The sequence below is a fragment of the Helicobacter sp. T3_23-1056 genome (assembly GCF_053654535.1).
In genome coordinates this window covers 1-16360 of sequence record NZ_JBSIUU010000001.1, presented here as the reverse complement: position 1 = coordinate 16360, position 16360 = coordinate 1, and the positions used below count along the sequence as shown (strand labels likewise).

Sequence of the window (16360 nt, the reverse complement as noted above, 5' to 3'; positions counted from 1 at the left end):
TTTGATCTTTGAGATAACGCCTCCGCTAAGCGCGGACACAAGCGAGTTTATCACCACAATCAAATCCGCGCTCACGCAAAATCTCTCTAAGCACAATGCAGATTCTACAAGCGCGATAAAATCTAGCGCGGATTCTGTCGCAGGGCAAGATTTGCATTGCAAAAGCACGGCACACCATCTAGATTCTCAACAAATGCCCCGCGCAACGCTAAGCCAAGCAATCGATGCGTTTGTCTGCACGGATTCCCCGCTGGCACGCTTTAAGCCTAGCTCGATTCTAAGCTCTATAAAGCTCCAAAATGCCTTAGGCAAGCCACTTATCTGCACGCTCTCAATGCGCGATAGAAACTCAATCGCGCTGTGCGGGGAGATTCTCGCGGCAAATGAGTTTGATTTGCGCGCGTTTTTGACCCTCACGGGCGACCCTATAAAGCTCGGGGATTGCGCGGATTCCAAAGGTGTCTTTGAGGATAATTCACTCAAACTCACGCGCATAATCGCGGATTTAAATTCTAAAATCGCGATAAATGGCAAGCCTCTAATCGCACGCCCACGCGAAATATTTGCCTTTAGCACGATAAATTCTTACGCCAACAACCCCGCCTCGCTCAAAACAAAGCTCAAGCGCAAGCTAATAAATGCGCCGATTTGCGCGTTTTTCACGCAACCTATTTTTGAGAGAGAATCTGCGGAGTTTTTGCTAGAGGCGTTGGAGGAAGTAAAGCGCGAGATTTTGGAGGGCAAAGGGGAGGCAAATCTAAGCGATAGGGGGCAACACATCGCGCCAAATAAAGACTTTAGCCAAGATTTCGCGCCAAAGTTACAATCAGATTCTAGCAGGGATTGTGCGCGAAAATCTATCCAAAACACGCAAATCATTTTTGGCTTTTTCCCCGTGCTTAGCTACCGCGTGGCAGTGTTTTTGCGCGATAAGCTGCCCGGGGTGTATATCCCCAAAAATTGGCTAGAGAAGCTAGAAGTAGCAAGCACCAAAGGCAAGGACTATGAGCGCGAAGTGGGCTTAGAGCTCTCGCGCAAAGTATGGGAGGATTTACGCGCTCTGCACCCCAAAATCCACTTTATGAGTAGCAATAATATCGCGCTTTTAGGGGAGTTTGTAGCATTGTCTAAAAATCCCCTAAAATATGGCAAGGCTTGATTTTATGCAAAATCCCACGCAAAAAAAGCACAAAAATCAACACAAAAAAACGAAGCAAAAAACGAAGTAAAACACGCTTTTTTGCTTGAATTGCTAATAAAGCTAGATTTAAGCGATTTGTCGGGGTTTTTGCATAGATTTTGACAATGTAAAATGCTTGAAAATCCCTGCAAACATTGGTTATAATTTCGCATATAAAAATGTTTTTTGGAAATGAGATTTTGTTACAAAAACACAAAAGGATAAAAAATGAAAAACATTGCTTTTGTAATCTTATTTAGTATATTTTTCGCTGGGTGTTTTGCGATTTTAGAACCTATCCAATCGCAAAAATACAAAGACATTGAGGGCTATAGATTTGCTTATATTAGCCAAACTGCGACGGTGGATTCTGGCGTTGGACATTCTGGATATGGCACTTATGGTGGGTATGGATACTCTGTCAAAAAATCCATAAATCCCCGAGACGCTATCGCTGGAATCCTTATGAAAAAAGGTTTAGTGGTTGTGGAAAAACTTACAGATGAAACAAACGCTTTAGTTGTAAATTATGGACAAAGTGGAAAAAGAAATGTCGTAGGTGGGATTGGTGGCTATACTTTAGAAGTCTCAATCCAAATCCTTGACGCAAAAACACAAGAGCCTGTATATACCTGCACAGCAGAAGGTCAAGGCTCAACAGAAGCAGATGATATTAGGGTGGCTATCACGCGCTGTTTGTCTAATCTATAACTAGCTTACATTATGAAATGAATCTAACGCCACATTTGCAATCGCCAAATGCCACGCTTTCGCTTAATATTAAAAGTTTAGGGCAGGTTTTTACTCCGCAAAATATTGTCGCTGATATGCTAAAACTTGTGCGAAGCGTGGAACGCGTAGAAAATCCGCGATTTTTAGAGCCAAGCTGTGGCAATGGCGCGTTTTTTGCACATTTGCCAAGCAACAAAATCGGCATAGAGATTGATAAAGCACAAATACATTGCTATGCGTTTTTGCAAACCACTCACAATGGAACAATTTCCCCCTCCCTTGCGGAGGGGGATAAAGGGGGTGGGTTTTATGATTTGGCAATAGAATCTACCCACCCCCTAGCCCCCTCCGCAAGGGAGGGGGAATCCATAGATTGCCACGATTTTGCAATATTTGACACAATCACAAAATCTCGCAATGACGGCACAATCCTAAATACAGACTTTTTTGCCTACCCTGTGAGCGAAAAATTTGACACAATCATCGGCAATCCCCCGTATGTGCGCTACCAAGACATACTAGATTCTACAAAGTCGCTTCTAAAGCCTTTTAGCGACATATTTGACTTGCGGAGCAATCTCTATCTCTTTTTTATTTATAAATGCGTGTTGCATTTGCGCGACAGGGGCGAGTTAATTTTCATAACGCCACGCGATTTTCTAAAAAGCACGGCAAGCGTGAAGCTAAATGCCTCTCTCCACGGGCAAGGCAGTATCACGGATTTTGTGGAACTTGGCGATAAGCGGATTTTTAGCAAGGCTCAGCCAAATTGCGTTATTTGGCGATTTGAAAAGGGTGATTTTTCGCGCAAGTGCAATTACCAAAACCTGCAAGATTGCCACGAAAAAAAGATTTTTAACTGCATTAGTGGGCAAATAATTTTTACGCGCAAACGCTATAAAATCCCATTTAATTCGCTATTTTTTGTCAAAGTGGGTGCGGTAAGCGGGGCGGATAGCATTTTTGCAAATGAAAAATTTGGCAATATGGATTTTGTCTGCTCATTTAGCGCAAAGACGGGCAAGACAAAGAAAATGATTTATGGGGATTTTGGCAAAAATTGCGCGTATTTGGCAGAATTTAAATCGCAACTAAAAGCGCGCAAAATCAAAAAATTTGATGAGCAGAATTGGTGGGAATGGGGGCGCGACTACTACAAAAGCAAATCGCCACGAATCTATGTAAATAGCAAGACACGCAATAAAAAGCCCTTTTTCTTGCACCCTTGCAACGCCTATGATGGCTCGGTGCTAGCTATTTTCCCGCGCTTTGAAGTGGATAATGCGAGTTTGCAAAAGATTTGTGAAATGCTCAATAATGTAGATTGGGAAGAGCTAGGGTTTGTGTGCGATGGGCGATTTTTGTTCTCACAGCGGAGTTTAGAGAATTGTCTGCTTGGAAGTGAGTTTGGCGAAGTGTATGAAACATTGACGATAAAAGCAATATCATAGTCAATTATATTTTACTCCATTTCCCTCCGCTACGCAGATTTTGCCATTTCCCATCGCCATAAGCGTCTTATACGACACTTCAAAATATTTTGCAAAATCTCACAAAACCGCTTGACTTAATAATATATTTTTTATATAATCATATTTTTATATTTTATGATTTTCATATAATATAAAAATCATAATTTGTAAAATCTATTTTAAGGAGGCGTAAATGCCAAACAACAAAGACGCGAAAACAACTACAGCCACGCACGATTTGAGCGAGGATTTTATCCATTTAGGTTTTATTTGCAAGCAGATTTCGCTCCTGCTTTATGACGCGCTAGAGCCCATATATGCCAAATATGAGCTAGATTTCCGCCAAGCTGGGATTTTGTTTATGGGATTAAGCGCAAGCCTCTCCCAAACCCATATCGCAAAGCTCGCCCGCACCGATAAAAACACTATCGGCGTAATGATAGATTCTCTTCAAGAGCGTGGATTGCTAGAGCGCAAACAAAACCCCAAAAACCGCAAAGAAAACCTTATTTTGCTTACCAAAAAGGGGCAAAATCTAGCACTCAAATTGCAAAAAGACATTGCCAAAGCGCAAAAAGAGGCTTTAGGGATTTTGCCGCAGGCGCGATACAGCGAACTTTGCGAGGGATTATCAAGCGTATATCAGCACCTTAGGGCAAATCCACGCAAAATTGAGCAAAATATGCGCATAAAGGCGTAGTTTGACACATAGCGCAAATGCGTGCGTGGGTTTCACACATTTTAAAATTTAAATTTTAAAGGAGCAAAAATGAATACAAATAAAACACTCAAAATTATCCAATACACCGACCCTATGTGTATTTGGTGCTATGGGCTAGATGTGGCGTTGCGTAAAATCGAATTTAGCAACGATAATGTAGAGATGCACAATGTGCTAGGGCTTTTGGTGCGCGATAGCAAAGAGATTATCGGCGATGATGAGTTCGCGCCATTGCGCTTTACACAGCTAAAAGAGCAAATGAGGGCGCATTTTTTAGACGCGGGGGCGCGAGCGGGGTTGCCACTTGATATTTCTCATTTAGATTCTAAAAAGGCGAGTGATATTACCTCTCTTCCTGCGAGCCTCTGTGTAATGGCTATGAAGCTAGTGCATAGCGAATCTCAAAGCGCGTATTTGCGCCGTGTGCGCGAGGCATTTCATAGCGATGGGCTAAATACGAGCGATAAAGCCGTGTTGCTAGATTTAGCAGGCGAGTTTTTGCGTGATTTTGATGAGCGAAAGGCGTTTGAGAATGCGCTAGAAAATGGCGAGGCACAAAGGGCGTTGCAAAGCGATTTGCAACGCGTGAGCGCAAAATCTATCCGCGCATTTCCCACGCTAGAGCTCATCTATGGCGAGAAATCCCAGATTTTGCAAGGCTTTATCGAGTATGAGGGCTTAAAGCGCATTATCACAAGGCTTAGCGATGGAAAGTGTGTCTTGCGCGAAGCAGAATTTAGCGATGATGGCTTAGTCGCGTTTGTAAATCGATTTAAACGCGTGAGTGAGCGTGAGGCAAGCACTGCGCTACATATCGACACAAAAAGACTACGCGAGCGCGTAAATACGCTAGAAAACGCAGGGGTTTTAGAAACACAACAATGTGGGGATAGCTATTTTATTAGCCTACCTCATAGCGTGGCGCGTGGCGTAGCAAGTAGCTTTGCGTGCGAAAATGGCGTGTGTCAAAGCGCGGATTTTGCATAACAAGCGTAAATAAAATCTAACAAAGGATAAAAAATGAAAAAAGCAGCAAAGATTTTCGTAGGATTTGTAGTGGCGGTGGTTATCGCGTTTGGTGGAGCGGTGGTGGTTAGCAATGCGAATCGTGGCGAGTTTGTCGCGAAATTGCAAACAATGCCAAATTACGCACAAAAAGAGGGAATCTACTTTCGCGTGATAAAATTTGGTTTTATCGAAGTGGTGGGCGAGTTTAGGGAGTTTCACGCTCAAGGCAGGGTAGAAAATGCCAGCATTACGCAACTAAAAGGCGAGATAAGCGCGGAATCTGTGGATAGCCAAAGTGAGAAGCGCGATGAAATAGTGCGTAGCGAAAAACTGCTCAATATCGCGCAAAATCCGCGCATAACCTTTGAAATGAGCGAGTTTGTGAAGTCAAGTCAAACAAGCAATAGCAAGGATTCTGCCCCAACACTTCCAACATTTCCAACACTCATCAAAGGCAATCTCACGCTAAATGGCATAACCAAAGCGATACAGCTAAACGCGCTTTTAGAATCTAATGCCAAATCTCAACACATCATCACGCTTAGCGGGCAAATCAATGTCAAAGATTTTGGTATGGCAAATTTCCCTGTGGTGAGTGATTTTGTCGATATAGGTGCGAGGATTGTGATTGATTGAAATGGCGTTATTCTTTTGTTTTATAATTGCAAAATAATTGCTAGCAATGGAGGCTATATTTGAGCGATTTGACTTACTTTGCTTATAGTGATGCGGAGCTAGATTCTCTCAAAGCCAAAGATACAAGGCTTGCGGGGGTGATTGAAAAAATCGGGCGTATTAGGCGCGAGGTAGATAGCGACCTAATCGCAAGCGTGGTGCATCATATCATAGCCCAGCAAATCTCTACAAAAGCCCAAGAGAGCATTTGGGCGCGCTTTTGCGAGAGATTTGGCACAAAGGAAAATATGAAGCAAAAAGCGCGAAATCTCACGCCAAAATCTAAGCTCAACATAGAATCTCTCATTCGCGCAGGGAGTGATAATCTGCGCACTTGTGGGGTTTCAGCGCGCAAGGCGGAGTATATCATCGATTTTGCGCGCAAGGTGCAAGCGCACGAGTTTGACATAGAGCGTGTGAAGCAAATGAGTGATAAAGAGGCGATAGATGAGCTAGTCAAACTGCGTGGGATTGGGGTTTGGACGGCGGAGATGATATTGCTTTTTTGCCTGCAGAGAAAGGATATTGTAAGCTATGATGATTTGGCATTGCAACGCGCCCTAAAATTACTCTATGGGATAAATGGCGAGGGCAAGCAGGGCAAAATCCCAAAAGAGATTTTTGCAAAATATAAGGCGAAGTTTAGCCCCTATGGTAGTATCGCAAGCCTCTATCTGTGGGAAGTCGCAAGCGGGAAATTTGAGGTGTGAATTGTGAAAATGCTTTGAAAAACAATGCGCTTACACATTTTTAGCAGAGGTTTTTTAGGCAGAATTTTGATTTTATAAGGGGTAAATATGGCGACAAGCGCGGAGTTTAAAGATTTTGTCTTAGATAGATTAGAGCAATGTGCGCGTGAATGCTTAAATGAGAATCTGAGTGGGGATTTTAGCTTTAGCGCGAGGAAAATGTTTGGCGAATATTGCGTGTATATTAAGGATTTGCGTGGATTTGGTGGCTGTGTGTCGGGCGAAAATGGGCGTAAAAAAGTGCTGTTTTTGCTCTGCGATGAGCAAGTGTTTATCAAAAAATATGAAGTTTTGGAGCACATCACGCGGGATTTTAGCGCGTATTTTTCGCTTGGATTCCCTTTTGATGGTGCGAGGGAGCATTATATAATCGATATTGAAAACACAGAATTGCTTTCCATAATCATACAAGCTACATTGCCATATTTGCCCACTCCAAAAGTAAAAACCTCTAAAAAACTAAAAAAGTAAAAAGCAACTCTCTCAAACTTAAAAACTAACATAAAGGGGCTTTGAGTTGTGATTGCGACTATGAAAAACAAGTATATTGATACGCATAAAAACATTTGCAAAAATTTCTTAAAGCAAAACAAGAGAGATTTTTAAGCTATTTTGAAGTCGAGAGGGGGCATTATTTACGCAAATGCAGGGGGTTAATTTTCGTTGCAAATTTTTCAAGTTTTAGAACTTTTTGGTTTGTAAAATCGCCTTGTGGATAATTTGAGCGATTTTATAGCGCAAATAAAAACGCCCATAGACTTTGAATCCATAAATCAAACGCTAGAATCGCTATGCAAAATCAGCGTAGAATTTTTAGAGCAAAATCTAGCAACGCTATAAAATCATTTCTAACAACAAAATCTAGCGACATTTCCTTAGGATAAAGCCTGCAAATTTTAGAATCTTTAAGCTATTTTTGTCTATAATTTCGCAAATTTTATGAAAATCAAACAATGCTTAAAGCATTTTAAAAAATTGCAAAATCTAAGGAGCAATGATGATAACGCTAAAGCAGGCATTAAGCCTTAGCAAAGAAGAACAAAACGAGCTAAAATCCAAAATCAAAAATCTAGCACAACAAAGCCAAAATGCCGAGCTAAACGCATATATTGATTTTAGCGATGATGGGCAAGAAGGCGTGCCAATCTTAATCAAAGACAATATCAATGTAAAGGGCTGGGAAATCACTTGTGCTAGCAAAATCCTAAAAGGCTACAAATCCCCATACAACGCCACTGCGATAGAGAATCTACACGCAAATGGAATGAGTGCATTTGGGCGGGCAAATATGGATGAGTTTGCTATGGGTAGCACGACAGAATCTAGCTGCTATGGTCGCACCAAAAATCCACGCGACACCTCACGCGTCCCCGGTGGTAGCTCTGGAGGGAGTGCCGCAGCAGTAGCAGGCGGGCTAGCTATCGCAGCACTTGGTAGCGACACAGGTGGCTCTATCCGTCAGCCTGCTAGCTATTGTGGGTGCGTGGGGCTAAAGCCTACTTATGGGCGCGTTAGCCGATATGGGCTAGTAGCATATAGCTCAAGCCTAGACCAAGTAGGACCTATCACGCAAAATGTAGAAGACTGCGCGCTATTGCTAGATGCGATAAGCGGTGGCGATGAGCGCGACTCTACAAGCGTGAAAAAGCCCCCTTTAGATTCTTTTAGCAAGCTAGATAAAGAGAGAGGGTTTAAAATCGCGGTGTTAAAGGATTTTATCAAAGATGCGGATTCTAGCGTGGCAAAAGCGTATGAAAGCACCATAAAAATACTAGAATCTAGCGGCAATGAAATCTTGCAAAAACAAATGCTTGACACAAGTTTGCATATCTCTACTTACTATATCATCTGCACAGCGGAGGCTAGCTCAAATCTAGCTCGTTTTGATGGCGTGCGCTATGGCAATCGCGCCCAAAATGCCGATGCAAGCAAACAGGGATTAAAAGATTTATACCTCTCCACCCGCTCAAATGGCTTTGGAAATGAAGTAAAAAATAGAATCTTGCTAGGTAGTTTTGTGCTTAGTAGCGGGTATTATGACGCGTATTACCTAAAAGCACAAAAAATGCGACAACTTATCCGCGCACAATTTGAGGAAATATTTAAAGAAGCGGATTTGATTTTATGCCCTGTCGCGCCGACTACTGCGCCCAAATTTCGCGCTATGCAAACGCCTTTGCAAATGTATCTAAACGATATTTATACCATTGGTGCAAACCTAGCAGGTGTGCCTGCTATCAGCCTGCCTGTGGGGAATGATAGCGAGGGATTGCCTATCGGTATGCAGCTTATCGGCAGGCATTTTGATGAGCAAAGTGTGCTAGATTGTGCTTATAGTTTAGAGAGCGCGCTTAGCTAATTTACGCATAACTATGGAAAAAATATGAAACCTCAAACGCCAAAAACACCACAAAAGATTTCACAAAAATCTATATTAGAGTTTTTGGAATCTTTGCAACCACGACTACAAAAAGAGGGGATAGAAGCTCTGGGGCTTTTTGGCTCATTTGCCAAAGGGAGCGCAGATAATGCAAGTGATATAGATATTTTTATCAAAAGTTCGCATACATTTTGCAAAAAATATATTGGATTTAAGGCATTTATTTTTTTGGATACATTGAGGGCGGATTTGGCACAGCATTTTAAAAGAGAAGTTGATTTGTGTGATATAGCTAGTCTTAGTGATACCAAACAAGCAAGATTGCTAGATAACGCCATTTGGGTGTATAATACCAACGATGACAACCGCAAAAAGGCGTGTAATGAATAATGCGATACAACGATTTAGCGAAATGCTAGATAGAATCCAAAAAATACAAGAGTTATGCCAAAAAAGTGGTGGCATAAGCCAAGCCCTAAGTGATTCTCTTAGTGCCCAGCCTGCTATTATGATGCACTTTATCATTATGCAAGAGCAGATTACAAAACTTCAAAATGACGCAGAATTTGCATTGCTAGAAAAAATATCAAAAGAAAATCTAAGGGGGCTTTTGGCGGTTAGAAATATTGCTTCACACGATTATGATGGGATAAATTTTGCAATTATTGAGGATATTATCCGTAGCAATTTACCAAACCTCGCTAAAGAAATACAAGCAATTTTGGACAAAAAATGATTTTGTATTTATTAAAAGTGATTTAAAAAACCAAAAACCACAAAAGGAGCAACAATGACAAAATCCACAAACCCCGTAAAGCAATTTACAAAAGCAAAATCCACGACAAAACCAAACGCAAAATCTAGCCCCCAAAAATCTCACGCAACAAAATCTAGTTTTCAAAAATCACATTTGCAAAAATCTCACACACCAAAATCCACTCCGCAAAAACCCCCAAAAATAGCGTTTCAGTCATTCCCAAAGGCTTTGACTTTTGAGGATATTTTGCTTATCCCTGCGTATTCGCAAGTCCTGCCAAAAGAAGTAGATACCACTTCCAAACTTACCCGCACCATAAGCCTAAATATCCCCATCATCTCCGCCGCTATGGATACCGTCACCGAGTATAAAACCGCTATTGCTATGGCACGATATGGTGGCATAGGCATTATCCATAAAAATATGCCCCCACAAATGCAAGCAGAGCATATAAATAAAGTCAAAAAAAGTGAAAGCGGGATTATCCGCGACCCCGTGTCTATCCAAGCCAATCGCTCACTAGCAGATGCCAAAATCATCACGGATAATTACAAGATTTCAGGTGTGCCTGTGGTAGATGAAAAAGGTTTACTTATAGGGATTCTTACCAATCGCGATATGAGGTTTGAAAAAGATTTGAGCAAAAAAGTAGGCGATGTGATGACAAAAATGCCTCTTGTAACGGCAAATGTAGGCGTAAGCCTAGAGCAAGCACAGCAGATAATGCACGCCCACAGAATCGAAAAACTCCCCATAGTCGATAAACACAATGTCTTGCAAGGGCTTATCACCATAAAAGACATTCAAAAGCGAATCGAATATCCAAACGCCAACAAAGACGCGCAAGGACGGCTTTGCGTGGGGGCTGCTATCGGGGTTGGACAGCTTGATAGAGCGCAGGCATTAGTCGAAGCGGGGGTAGATGTGCTTGTGCTAGATTCTGCGCACGGGCATTCAAAAAATGTCATTTCGACATTGGAGGGTATAAAAAACACACTAGATGTCCAAGTCATAGTCGGCAATGTCGTAACGGCGCAAGCTACGCAGGATTTGATTACGGCGGGTGCAGATGGGATAAAAGTCGGCATAGGACCGGGCTCTATCTGCACGACTAGAATCGTAGCGGGCGTGGGTATGCCTCAAGTCTCCGCGATAATCAACTGCGCAGAAGTAGCGATAAAAAACGCCGTGCCACTAATCGCAGATGGCGGGATAAAGTATTCAGGCGATGTGGCAAAGGCACTAGCACTCGGGGCTTCTAGCGTGATGATAGGCTCGCTACTTGCAGGCACGGAAGAATCCCCCGGGGATTTGGTGCTATATCAAGGACGGCAGTATAAAAGCTATCGTGGTATGGGAAGTATCGGTGCTATGTCAAAGGGAAGCGCAGATAGATATTTCCAAGAAGGCACTGCCCAAGAAAAGCTAGTCCCAGAGGGCATAGAAGGGCGCGTGCCATACAGAGGACGCATAGGCGATGTGCTCCATCAGCTTGTAGGCGGGCTAAGAAGCTCTATGGGCTATCTAGGGGCAAAGGATTTATCTAGCTTGCAAGAGAGGGCAGAATTTGTCGAAATCACTTCGGCAGGTTTGAGAGAATCCCATGTCCACGATGTGGATATTACCAAAGAAGCTCCAAATTATCACGGCTAAAAGTTATTACATATTGTCATATTGAGCGTAGCGAAATACCTCAAAATCATAAAAAGTAGCGAGACTTTGATAATGTTTGGTTATAATCTTGCGTGCATTTTGCACTAAAATTCACTTACAAAAGGAGCTTAAGATGAAACTCTTAGCACAAACGACACAAATAGCACACTCGGCAAACGCCACCACAGCCCATAACGCAAACAAAGAGAGCAAACTAGCTAGATTCACGCTAGCGGGAGTGTTTGCAAGTATATTTGGGGCATTTGGGGTATTTGGCACATTAGCTCACGCAGAGCCCACCAGCCAAGAAATCCAAAAGCAAATCGAAGCACTAAAAAAAGAAAATGAGCTACTAGAGCTAGAGCGCAAAAACAAATCGCTAAAAGACGGGGATTTACAAAGCCAGATAAATGATGAGCGGCGCAAAAACCAATCACTAAGGGGCGCAAACGAGAGAGAGAGAGAGAGAGTAACTCAAGCGCAAAATCTGCTAAAAACGCAAAGCAAGGTGGCTTTGTAGGGATTGAGCTAGGGATAGGAATCGCAAATACAAAAGGGGCTTACACAGATGACCAAACAGGCATAACCACCACCGAACCTACTCTAACCAAAAAATCTTACCCACACTTCCCCATAAACTTCCAATTTGGCTATCAATGGTATTTCACAAAATCTATGGGCTTGCGAGCCAAAGGCTATGTAGGATATTCTAACTACTACTATACGATTTTTAGAGAAAAGGGCTATGATGAGCGAATAGACCCAGACACCAATCAACCTTATGGCAATTATGATTTTTCTTATATATTAAATGCGCACGGAATCCAATACGGAGCAGAGCTAGCGTATATTTGGGATTTTTTGGACAAAGGCAAGCACACTATCGGGCTAGATATAGCACCTATAGGGCTTGAAGCAAGCACATATATGCCAAAATATAAATACAAAACTACAGGCTCTACTACATACACTTGGACTGGCACAGGGCAAAACACTACAGGGCTTCCAGATACCTTTACAGAATCTAATAATCGAAGTGCTAGTGCAGCCTTTGAAACTCATACAAAATTTGCCTACACAGCGAGTATAGGGCTTCATTATTACTACAATGCCAATCATCAAGTCTTTGCTTCCTACAAAATCCGCACATACAGCACCACCCCCACAGCCAAGCTAAAAAGTAGTGATGAATATAGCACTACCAAAATCTCAAATGTCTCAAATCACGCCTTTTTGCTAGGCTATGCGTATAAATTTTAGGGGGCAGTGAAATGAAAAACATCACAAAACATTTTTCTATTTTGCCCTATGTATTAGTTTTGGCTTTTGTGAGTTTGGCAAGTCTAGCTAGCCTATCAAAAGCCGATGAAGTCCAAGAGCGAATCGACAAGCTAAAAGCCGAAAATGAGCTACTAGAGCTACAAAAGAAAAATGCCGCGCTAAAAGAGCTAGACGCCCTCCAAAAAGAAAACGAACTACTAGAGCTAAAGCGTAAAAATGCTGCGCTAAGACGCGGAGAATCAATAAGCGATTCTAGCGAAGTTGCTAGCACAAATAGCCTAGCTACGAAAACAAATCGCCCCTGCACTCAAGGCAAACTAGGGCGATACGCACCCACAGGGTGCTTTGTAGGCGTAGAAGTGGGCGTGGCTTTTGGCGTGGAAAATAATATATGGGGGACTAAGGGATTTCCTAGGACGCCTAGCGATTCTAGCGGGGTAAGCCTACCTCTAACCATAAATGGCGGATTTCAGTGGTATTTTTTGGCAAATATGGGCGTGCGCGTGCGAGGCAATCTAGGATATAGCGCGCATTTTGCTAATATGAGCTATGGTGGCACAAACTCGATAGAAGCGATAAATCATTCGATACATTATGGCGTAGAAGTAAGCTATTTGTATGATTTTATCGCCACGACAAAAAGGACATTTGGCGCAGATGTGGGGTTTGGCATAGAGGGAATGACGCTTTTTGGCTCTAGCGCAAAAGATAGTAGCGCGGGCTCATATAGCGATGGTGCGTATAACAAAACCATAAGCAAATTTAACTTTTGGCAGGGCAGGATAGGCGTGCATTATTATCACAATCTCACTCATCAATTTTGGCTATCATATATGTATAAGCCTTATTCTAGTAAATGGGTAGAAAAAGCCCACGACACCGCGCCAAACAACTTTATCACGCTAGGATATGCGTATAGATTTTAGGATTTAATGGCATTTTTTTTGGGGGGATTTTGGAGGGGATTTTATATGCGCTTTTTTATGCTTTTTTTGGGGATTTTTTATGGGTATTTTGTGGTTTTTTAGCATTTTTGCAGGCGTTTTTTATCATTGCTAGATTTTGTTGCAATCGTTGCTAAAAAAGCGATTTTTACAAAAAATGATTTTGCAAAAAGTATTTTTACTAAAATCGCGTAGCAATTTTTTTAAATCAAAACTTAAAGTTTTATAAAAAGATTGATTGCACGCGCTATTTTGTGATATTTACAGTAATATTTCGCTATCTAAAATCACAACTTTTTAGCCAAAGCAAAATCATAAAAAAGGACTACGAAAATGCTAGATTCTACCCACATAAAAGCCCTGAAAAATATCGTAGGCGAGGAGAATTGCTATGATGACAAAGCCCATTTGCTCGCCTACTGCTATGACGCCACGCGCGAACGATACGAGCCTGAAGCGGTGGTATTCCCACGCGATGAAGGCGATGTAAGCGCGATACTCAAATACGCCAACACGCACAAAATCCCCGTGATTCCGCGCGGTGCGGGCAGTGGCTTCACAGGTGGCGCGCTCCCAGCACAAGGCGGGATAATCCTCGCCTTAGAAAAGCATTTCAACAAAATCCTAGAAATCGATGAAAAAAATCTCATCGCCCGCGTCCAGCCCGCTGTGGTAAATAAAATATTCCAAAACGAAGTGGAAAAACGCGGGCTTTTCTACCCGCCAGACCCCGCAAGCCAAGATTATAGCACGCTAGGGGGCAATGTCAGCGAAAACGCAGGCGGAATGCGCGCCGCCAAATACGGAATCACCAAAGACTTTGTGATGGCGTTGCGCGCGGTTTTGCCAAATGGCGAGATAATCCGTGCGGGCAAAAAAACCATAAAAGATGTCGCGGGCTACAATGTCGCGGGAATCTTAATCGCAAGTGAGGGCACACTCGCCGTCATCACCGAAATCACGCTCAAACTCATCGCCAAGCCCAAACTCAAACAATCCGCGATGGGCGTGTTTCCCAGCATTGAATCTGCGATGAACGCGGTGTATAAAAGTATGGCAAGCGGAATCACGCCTGTGGCAATGGAGTTTTTGGATAATCTAAGCATTCGCGCGGTGGAGGAGAAATTCCACAAAGGCTTGCCCACCGAAGCAGGCGCGATACTCATCACGCAAGTTGATGGGGATTTGGAAGTGCAAATAAAAAATCAAATCGCCCTTTTAGAATCCAAATTCCAAGAAAATGGCTGTATAGAATTTAAAATCGCACAAAATGCGCAAGAGGAGGAGGATTTGTGGTTCGCTAGGCGCAATGTAAGCCAAAGCATCAATATCTATGGCAAAAAAAAGCTCAACGAAGACATCACCGTGCCACGCTCGCGCCTACCCGAACTCCTAGAGAGAATCGGGCAAATGAGTGAAAAATATGGCTTTAAGATTCCCTGCTTTGGGCACACGGGCGATGGCAATGTGCATACAAATGTAATGGTGGGCGACCCAAGCAAGCCCCTAGATGACGCCGAGCTAGAGCGCGGGCATAAATGTATCGAGGAGATTTTCAAAATCGCCGTGGAGCTAGAGGGCACGCTAAGTGGCGAGCACGGAATCGGGCTATCTAAAGCCCCATTTATGCACCTAGCCTTTAGCAAGGCGGAAATGGAGCTTTTTGGCGCGATAAAAAAAGCCTTTGACCCAAATAATATCCTAAATCCGCACAAAATGGGACTGCCATAAAGCCTAGATTTTGTTTTTGGCTTTTAAATTTTAAATCGAGCTGATTCTAAGCCAAAATATAAAATCCAAAAAATCCCAAAAAAGGACAAACAAATGAAAACGCTAAAAAATCTGCTTTTGGTTTTTATGCTAGGGCTAATCCCAATTCAAGGGCTTTGTATGGATTACATCTCTCCGCTAATGCAGGCTTCAATCGAAGGGAATTTGGAAGAAGTAAAATCCCTGATAAGAAATGGCGCAGATGTAAATGAAAAAGATGAAAACGGCGTAACTGCGCTAATGGGGGCTTCAAGCTGGGAGCGTTTGGAAGTAGTGAAATTTTTGGTGCAAAATGGCGCAGACATAAATGCAAAAGATAAATATGGCGACACCGCGCTAATGGGGGCTTCAGGGGAGGGGAATTTAGAAGTGGTAAAATTTTTGGTGCAAAAAGGCGCGAATATAAATGTAAAAAGCAAATATGGTTTCACTGCGCTAATGCGAGCTGCAAAGTGGGGGCATTTAGAGGTAGTGGAATTTTTGGTGCAAAAAGGCGCGAATATAAATGTAAAAAATGAAGATGGCAACACAGCACTAATGGGGGCTTCAGGGGAGGGGAATTTAGAAGTAGTGCAATACCTAAAAAGCAAAGGTGCGAAAGAGTAAAATCGTGGCGTTGGATTTGCAAAATCTAGGCGCATTGCCATTTGTAAAGATCTTTTGTAAAAAAGCGAGAATCCACATAACCCCCTATGCAAGATAATTTATCAAAACTTTGTTAAGACTTTCTGTTTGGGTTTTGTTTTTGCGTAGCGCATTTGCACGAGGGACAATGCTACAAAAAAAAAAAAAAAACGGATTGTTAATGTGGATTTTATCGCAGATTTAATGTGCAAAATCATTTTTGCAAAATTCGTCCCTTTAATAACTAAAAAATCGGTGTTTATCGGTGATTAAGGGATAAAAAAGGCGAAATATTATCGCCTGCGGGATTTGGGTTTAGGTGTAGTAGGTTTGTTTTGTTTGATTGTTGCAAAGGTGTTAGGTGTGATTTTGTTAGCTTTTTTAAGTCTTTCTTGTCTTTTTTGTCTTTCTTGC

General features: G+C 42.4%; 18 protein-coding genes. All 18 read left to right on the top strand.

Annotated features, from left to right (window positions below; genetic code table 11):
• The first annotated feature begins 193 nt into the window (after positions 1–193).
• The 18 genes from ACWIUO_RS00090 to ACWIUO_RS00005 all read left to right on the top strand — a co-directional run bounded on the left by ACWIUO_RS00090 (position 194) and on the right by ACWIUO_RS00005 (position 15928).
• Positions 194–1159, top strand: a complete 966-nt coding sequence (locus ACWIUO_RS00090) for a methylenetetrahydrofolate reductase (protein ID WP_454176102.1) — start codon at positions 194–196, stop codon at positions 1157–1159.
• A gap of 249 nt (positions 1160–1408) precedes the next feature.
• Entirely contained in the window at positions 1409–1891 is a 483-nt protein-coding gene (locus ACWIUO_RS00085; protein ID WP_454175917.1) for a DUF4136 domain-containing protein, read from the top strand.
• A 17-nt stretch (positions 1892–1908) separates the two neighbouring features.
• Entirely contained in the window at positions 1909–3363 is a 1455-nt protein-coding gene (locus ACWIUO_RS00080) for an Eco57I restriction-modification methylase domain-containing protein (RefSeq protein ID WP_454175916.1), read from the top strand.
• Positions 3364–3577: 214 nt separating this feature from the next.
• A complete protein-coding gene (locus ACWIUO_RS00075; RefSeq protein ID WP_454175915.1) occupies positions 3578–4084 on the top strand; it encodes a MarR family winged helix-turn-helix transcriptional regulator in 507 nt (168 codons plus the stop codon).
• 69 nt (positions 4085–4153) lie between these two features.
• The gene (locus tag ACWIUO_RS00070) at positions 4154–5092 is read left to right on the top strand and encodes a DsbA family oxidoreductase (protein WP_454175914.1); all 939 of its coding nucleotides are present in this window, start codon (positions 4154–4156) and stop codon (positions 5090–5092) included.
• A gap of 33 nt (positions 5093–5125) precedes the next feature.
• Positions 5126–5749, top strand: a complete 624-nt coding sequence (locus ACWIUO_RS00065; protein WP_454175913.1) for a YceI family protein — start codon at positions 5126–5128, stop codon at positions 5747–5749.
• A gap of 59 nt (positions 5750–5808) precedes the next feature.
• On the top strand, positions 5809–6498 hold the full coding sequence (locus ACWIUO_RS00060) for a DNA-3-methyladenine glycosylase family protein (RefSeq protein ID WP_454175912.1): 690 nt from the start codon (positions 5809–5811) through the stop codon (positions 6496–6498).
• Positions 6499–6585: 87 nt separating this feature from the next.
• Positions 6586–7008, top strand: a complete 423-nt coding sequence (locus tag ACWIUO_RS00055) for a transcriptional regulator (protein ID WP_454175911.1) — start codon at positions 6586–6588, stop codon at positions 7006–7008.
• A 240-nt stretch (positions 7009–7248) separates the two neighbouring features.
• Positions 7249–7377 (top strand): hypothetical protein, encoded by a 129-nt coding sequence (locus ACWIUO_RS00050; RefSeq protein WP_454175910.1) that lies wholly within the window; start codon positions 7249–7251, stop codon positions 7375–7377.
• A 157-nt stretch (positions 7378–7534) separates the two neighbouring features.
• Positions 7535–8896 carry an Asp-tRNA(Asn)/Glu-tRNA(Gln) amidotransferase subunit GatA gene (gene gatA / locus ACWIUO_RS00045; RefSeq protein ID WP_454175909.1) on the top strand — a complete coding sequence of 454 codons (1362 nt, stop codon included), beginning with the start codon at positions 7535–7537 and terminating at the stop codon, positions 8894–8896.
• 24 nt (positions 8897–8920) lie between these two features.
• A complete protein-coding gene (locus ACWIUO_RS00040) occupies positions 8921–9307 on the top strand; it encodes a nucleotidyltransferase family protein (RefSeq protein ID WP_454175908.1) in 387 nt (128 codons plus the stop codon).
• On the top strand, positions 9300–9653 hold the full coding sequence (locus ACWIUO_RS00035) for a HepT-like ribonuclease domain-containing protein (RefSeq protein ID WP_454175907.1): 354 nt from the start codon (positions 9300–9302) through the stop codon (positions 9651–9653). The genes ACWIUO_RS00040 and ACWIUO_RS00035 overlap by 8 nt, the downstream gene beginning before the upstream one ends.
• Positions 9654–9707: 54 nt before the next feature.
• Complete coding sequence (guaB, locus tag ACWIUO_RS00030; protein ID WP_454175906.1) at positions 9708–11327, top strand: IMP dehydrogenase; 1620 nt, start codon at positions 9708–9710, stop codon at positions 11325–11327.
• A gap of 133 nt (positions 11328–11460) precedes the next feature.
• A complete protein-coding gene (locus ACWIUO_RS00025; RefSeq protein ID WP_454175905.1) occupies positions 11461–11847 on the top strand; it encodes a hypothetical protein in 387 nt (128 codons plus the stop codon).
• 155 nt (positions 11848–12002) lie between these two features.
• Positions 12003–12587, top strand: a complete 585-nt coding sequence (locus ACWIUO_RS00020; RefSeq protein WP_454175904.1) for a hypothetical protein — start codon at positions 12003–12005, stop codon at positions 12585–12587.
• An 11-nt stretch (positions 12588–12598) separates the two neighbouring features.
• On the top strand, positions 12599–13534 hold the full coding sequence (locus ACWIUO_RS00015) for a cell division protein ZapB (protein ID WP_454175903.1): 936 nt from the start codon (positions 12599–12601) through the stop codon (positions 13532–13534).
• 351 nt (positions 13535–13885) lie between these two features.
• Positions 13886–15283 (top strand): FAD-linked oxidase C-terminal domain-containing protein, encoded by a 1398-nt coding sequence (locus ACWIUO_RS00010; RefSeq protein ID WP_454175902.1) that lies wholly within the window; start codon positions 13886–13888, stop codon positions 15281–15283.
• 93 nt (positions 15284–15376) lie between these two features.
• Entirely contained in the window at positions 15377–15928 is a 552-nt protein-coding gene (locus tag ACWIUO_RS00005; RefSeq protein WP_454175901.1) for an ankyrin repeat domain-containing protein, read from the top strand.
• The last annotated feature ends 432 nt before the right edge of the window (positions 15929–16360 follow it).

Bases quoted from the DNA above. Each gene is read 5' to 3' on its own strand.
- ACWIUO_RS00090 (WP_454176102.1), top strand. From the start codon at position 194: ATGCCCCGCGCAACGCTAAGCCAAGCAATCGATGCGTTTGTCTGCACG.
- ACWIUO_RS00085 (WP_454175917.1), top strand. From the start codon at position 1,409: ATGAAAAACATTGCTTTTGTAATCTTATTTAGTATATTTTTCGCTGGG.
- ACWIUO_RS00015 (WP_454175903.1), top strand. From the start codon at position 12,599: ATGAAAAACATCACAAAACATTTTTCTATTTTGCCCTATGTATTAGTT.
- ACWIUO_RS00035 (WP_454175907.1), top strand. From the start codon at position 9,300: ATGAATAATGCGATACAACGATTTAGCGAAATGCTAGATAGAATCCAA.
- guaB (WP_454175906.1), top strand. From the start codon at position 9,708: ATGACAAAATCCACAAACCCCGTAAAGCAATTTACAAAAGCAAAATCC.
- ACWIUO_RS00065 (WP_454175913.1), top strand. From the start codon at position 5,126: ATGAAAAAAGCAGCAAAGATTTTCGTAGGATTTGTAGTGGCGGTGGTT.
- ACWIUO_RS00020 (WP_454175904.1), top strand. From the start codon at position 12,003: ATGGGCTTGCGAGCCAAAGGCTATGTAGGATATTCTAACTACTACTAT.
- gatA (WP_454175909.1), top strand. From the start codon at position 7,535: ATGATAACGCTAAAGCAGGCATTAAGCCTTAGCAAAGAAGAACAAAAC.
- ACWIUO_RS00005 (WP_454175901.1), top strand. From the start codon at position 15,377: ATGAAAACGCTAAAAAATCTGCTTTTGGTTTTTATGCTAGGGCTAATC.
- ACWIUO_RS00080 (WP_454175916.1), top strand. From the start codon at position 1,909: ATGAATCTAACGCCACATTTGCAATCGCCAAATGCCACGCTTTCGCTT.
- ACWIUO_RS00025 (WP_454175905.1), top strand. From the start codon at position 11,461: ATGAAACTCTTAGCACAAACGACACAAATAGCACACTCGGCAAACGCC.
- ACWIUO_RS00010 (WP_454175902.1), top strand. From the start codon at position 13,886: ATGCTAGATTCTACCCACATAAAAGCCCTGAAAAATATCGTAGGCGAG.
- ACWIUO_RS00055 (WP_454175911.1), top strand. From the start codon at position 6,586: ATGGCGACAAGCGCGGAGTTTAAAGATTTTGTCTTAGATAGATTAGAG.
- ACWIUO_RS00040 (WP_454175908.1), top strand. From the start codon at position 8,921: ATGAAACCTCAAACGCCAAAAACACCACAAAAGATTTCACAAAAATCT.
- ACWIUO_RS00075 (WP_454175915.1), top strand. From the start codon at position 3,578: ATGCCAAACAACAAAGACGCGAAAACAACTACAGCCACGCACGATTTG.
- ACWIUO_RS00070 (WP_454175914.1), top strand. From the start codon at position 4,154: ATGAATACAAATAAAACACTCAAAATTATCCAATACACCGACCCTATG.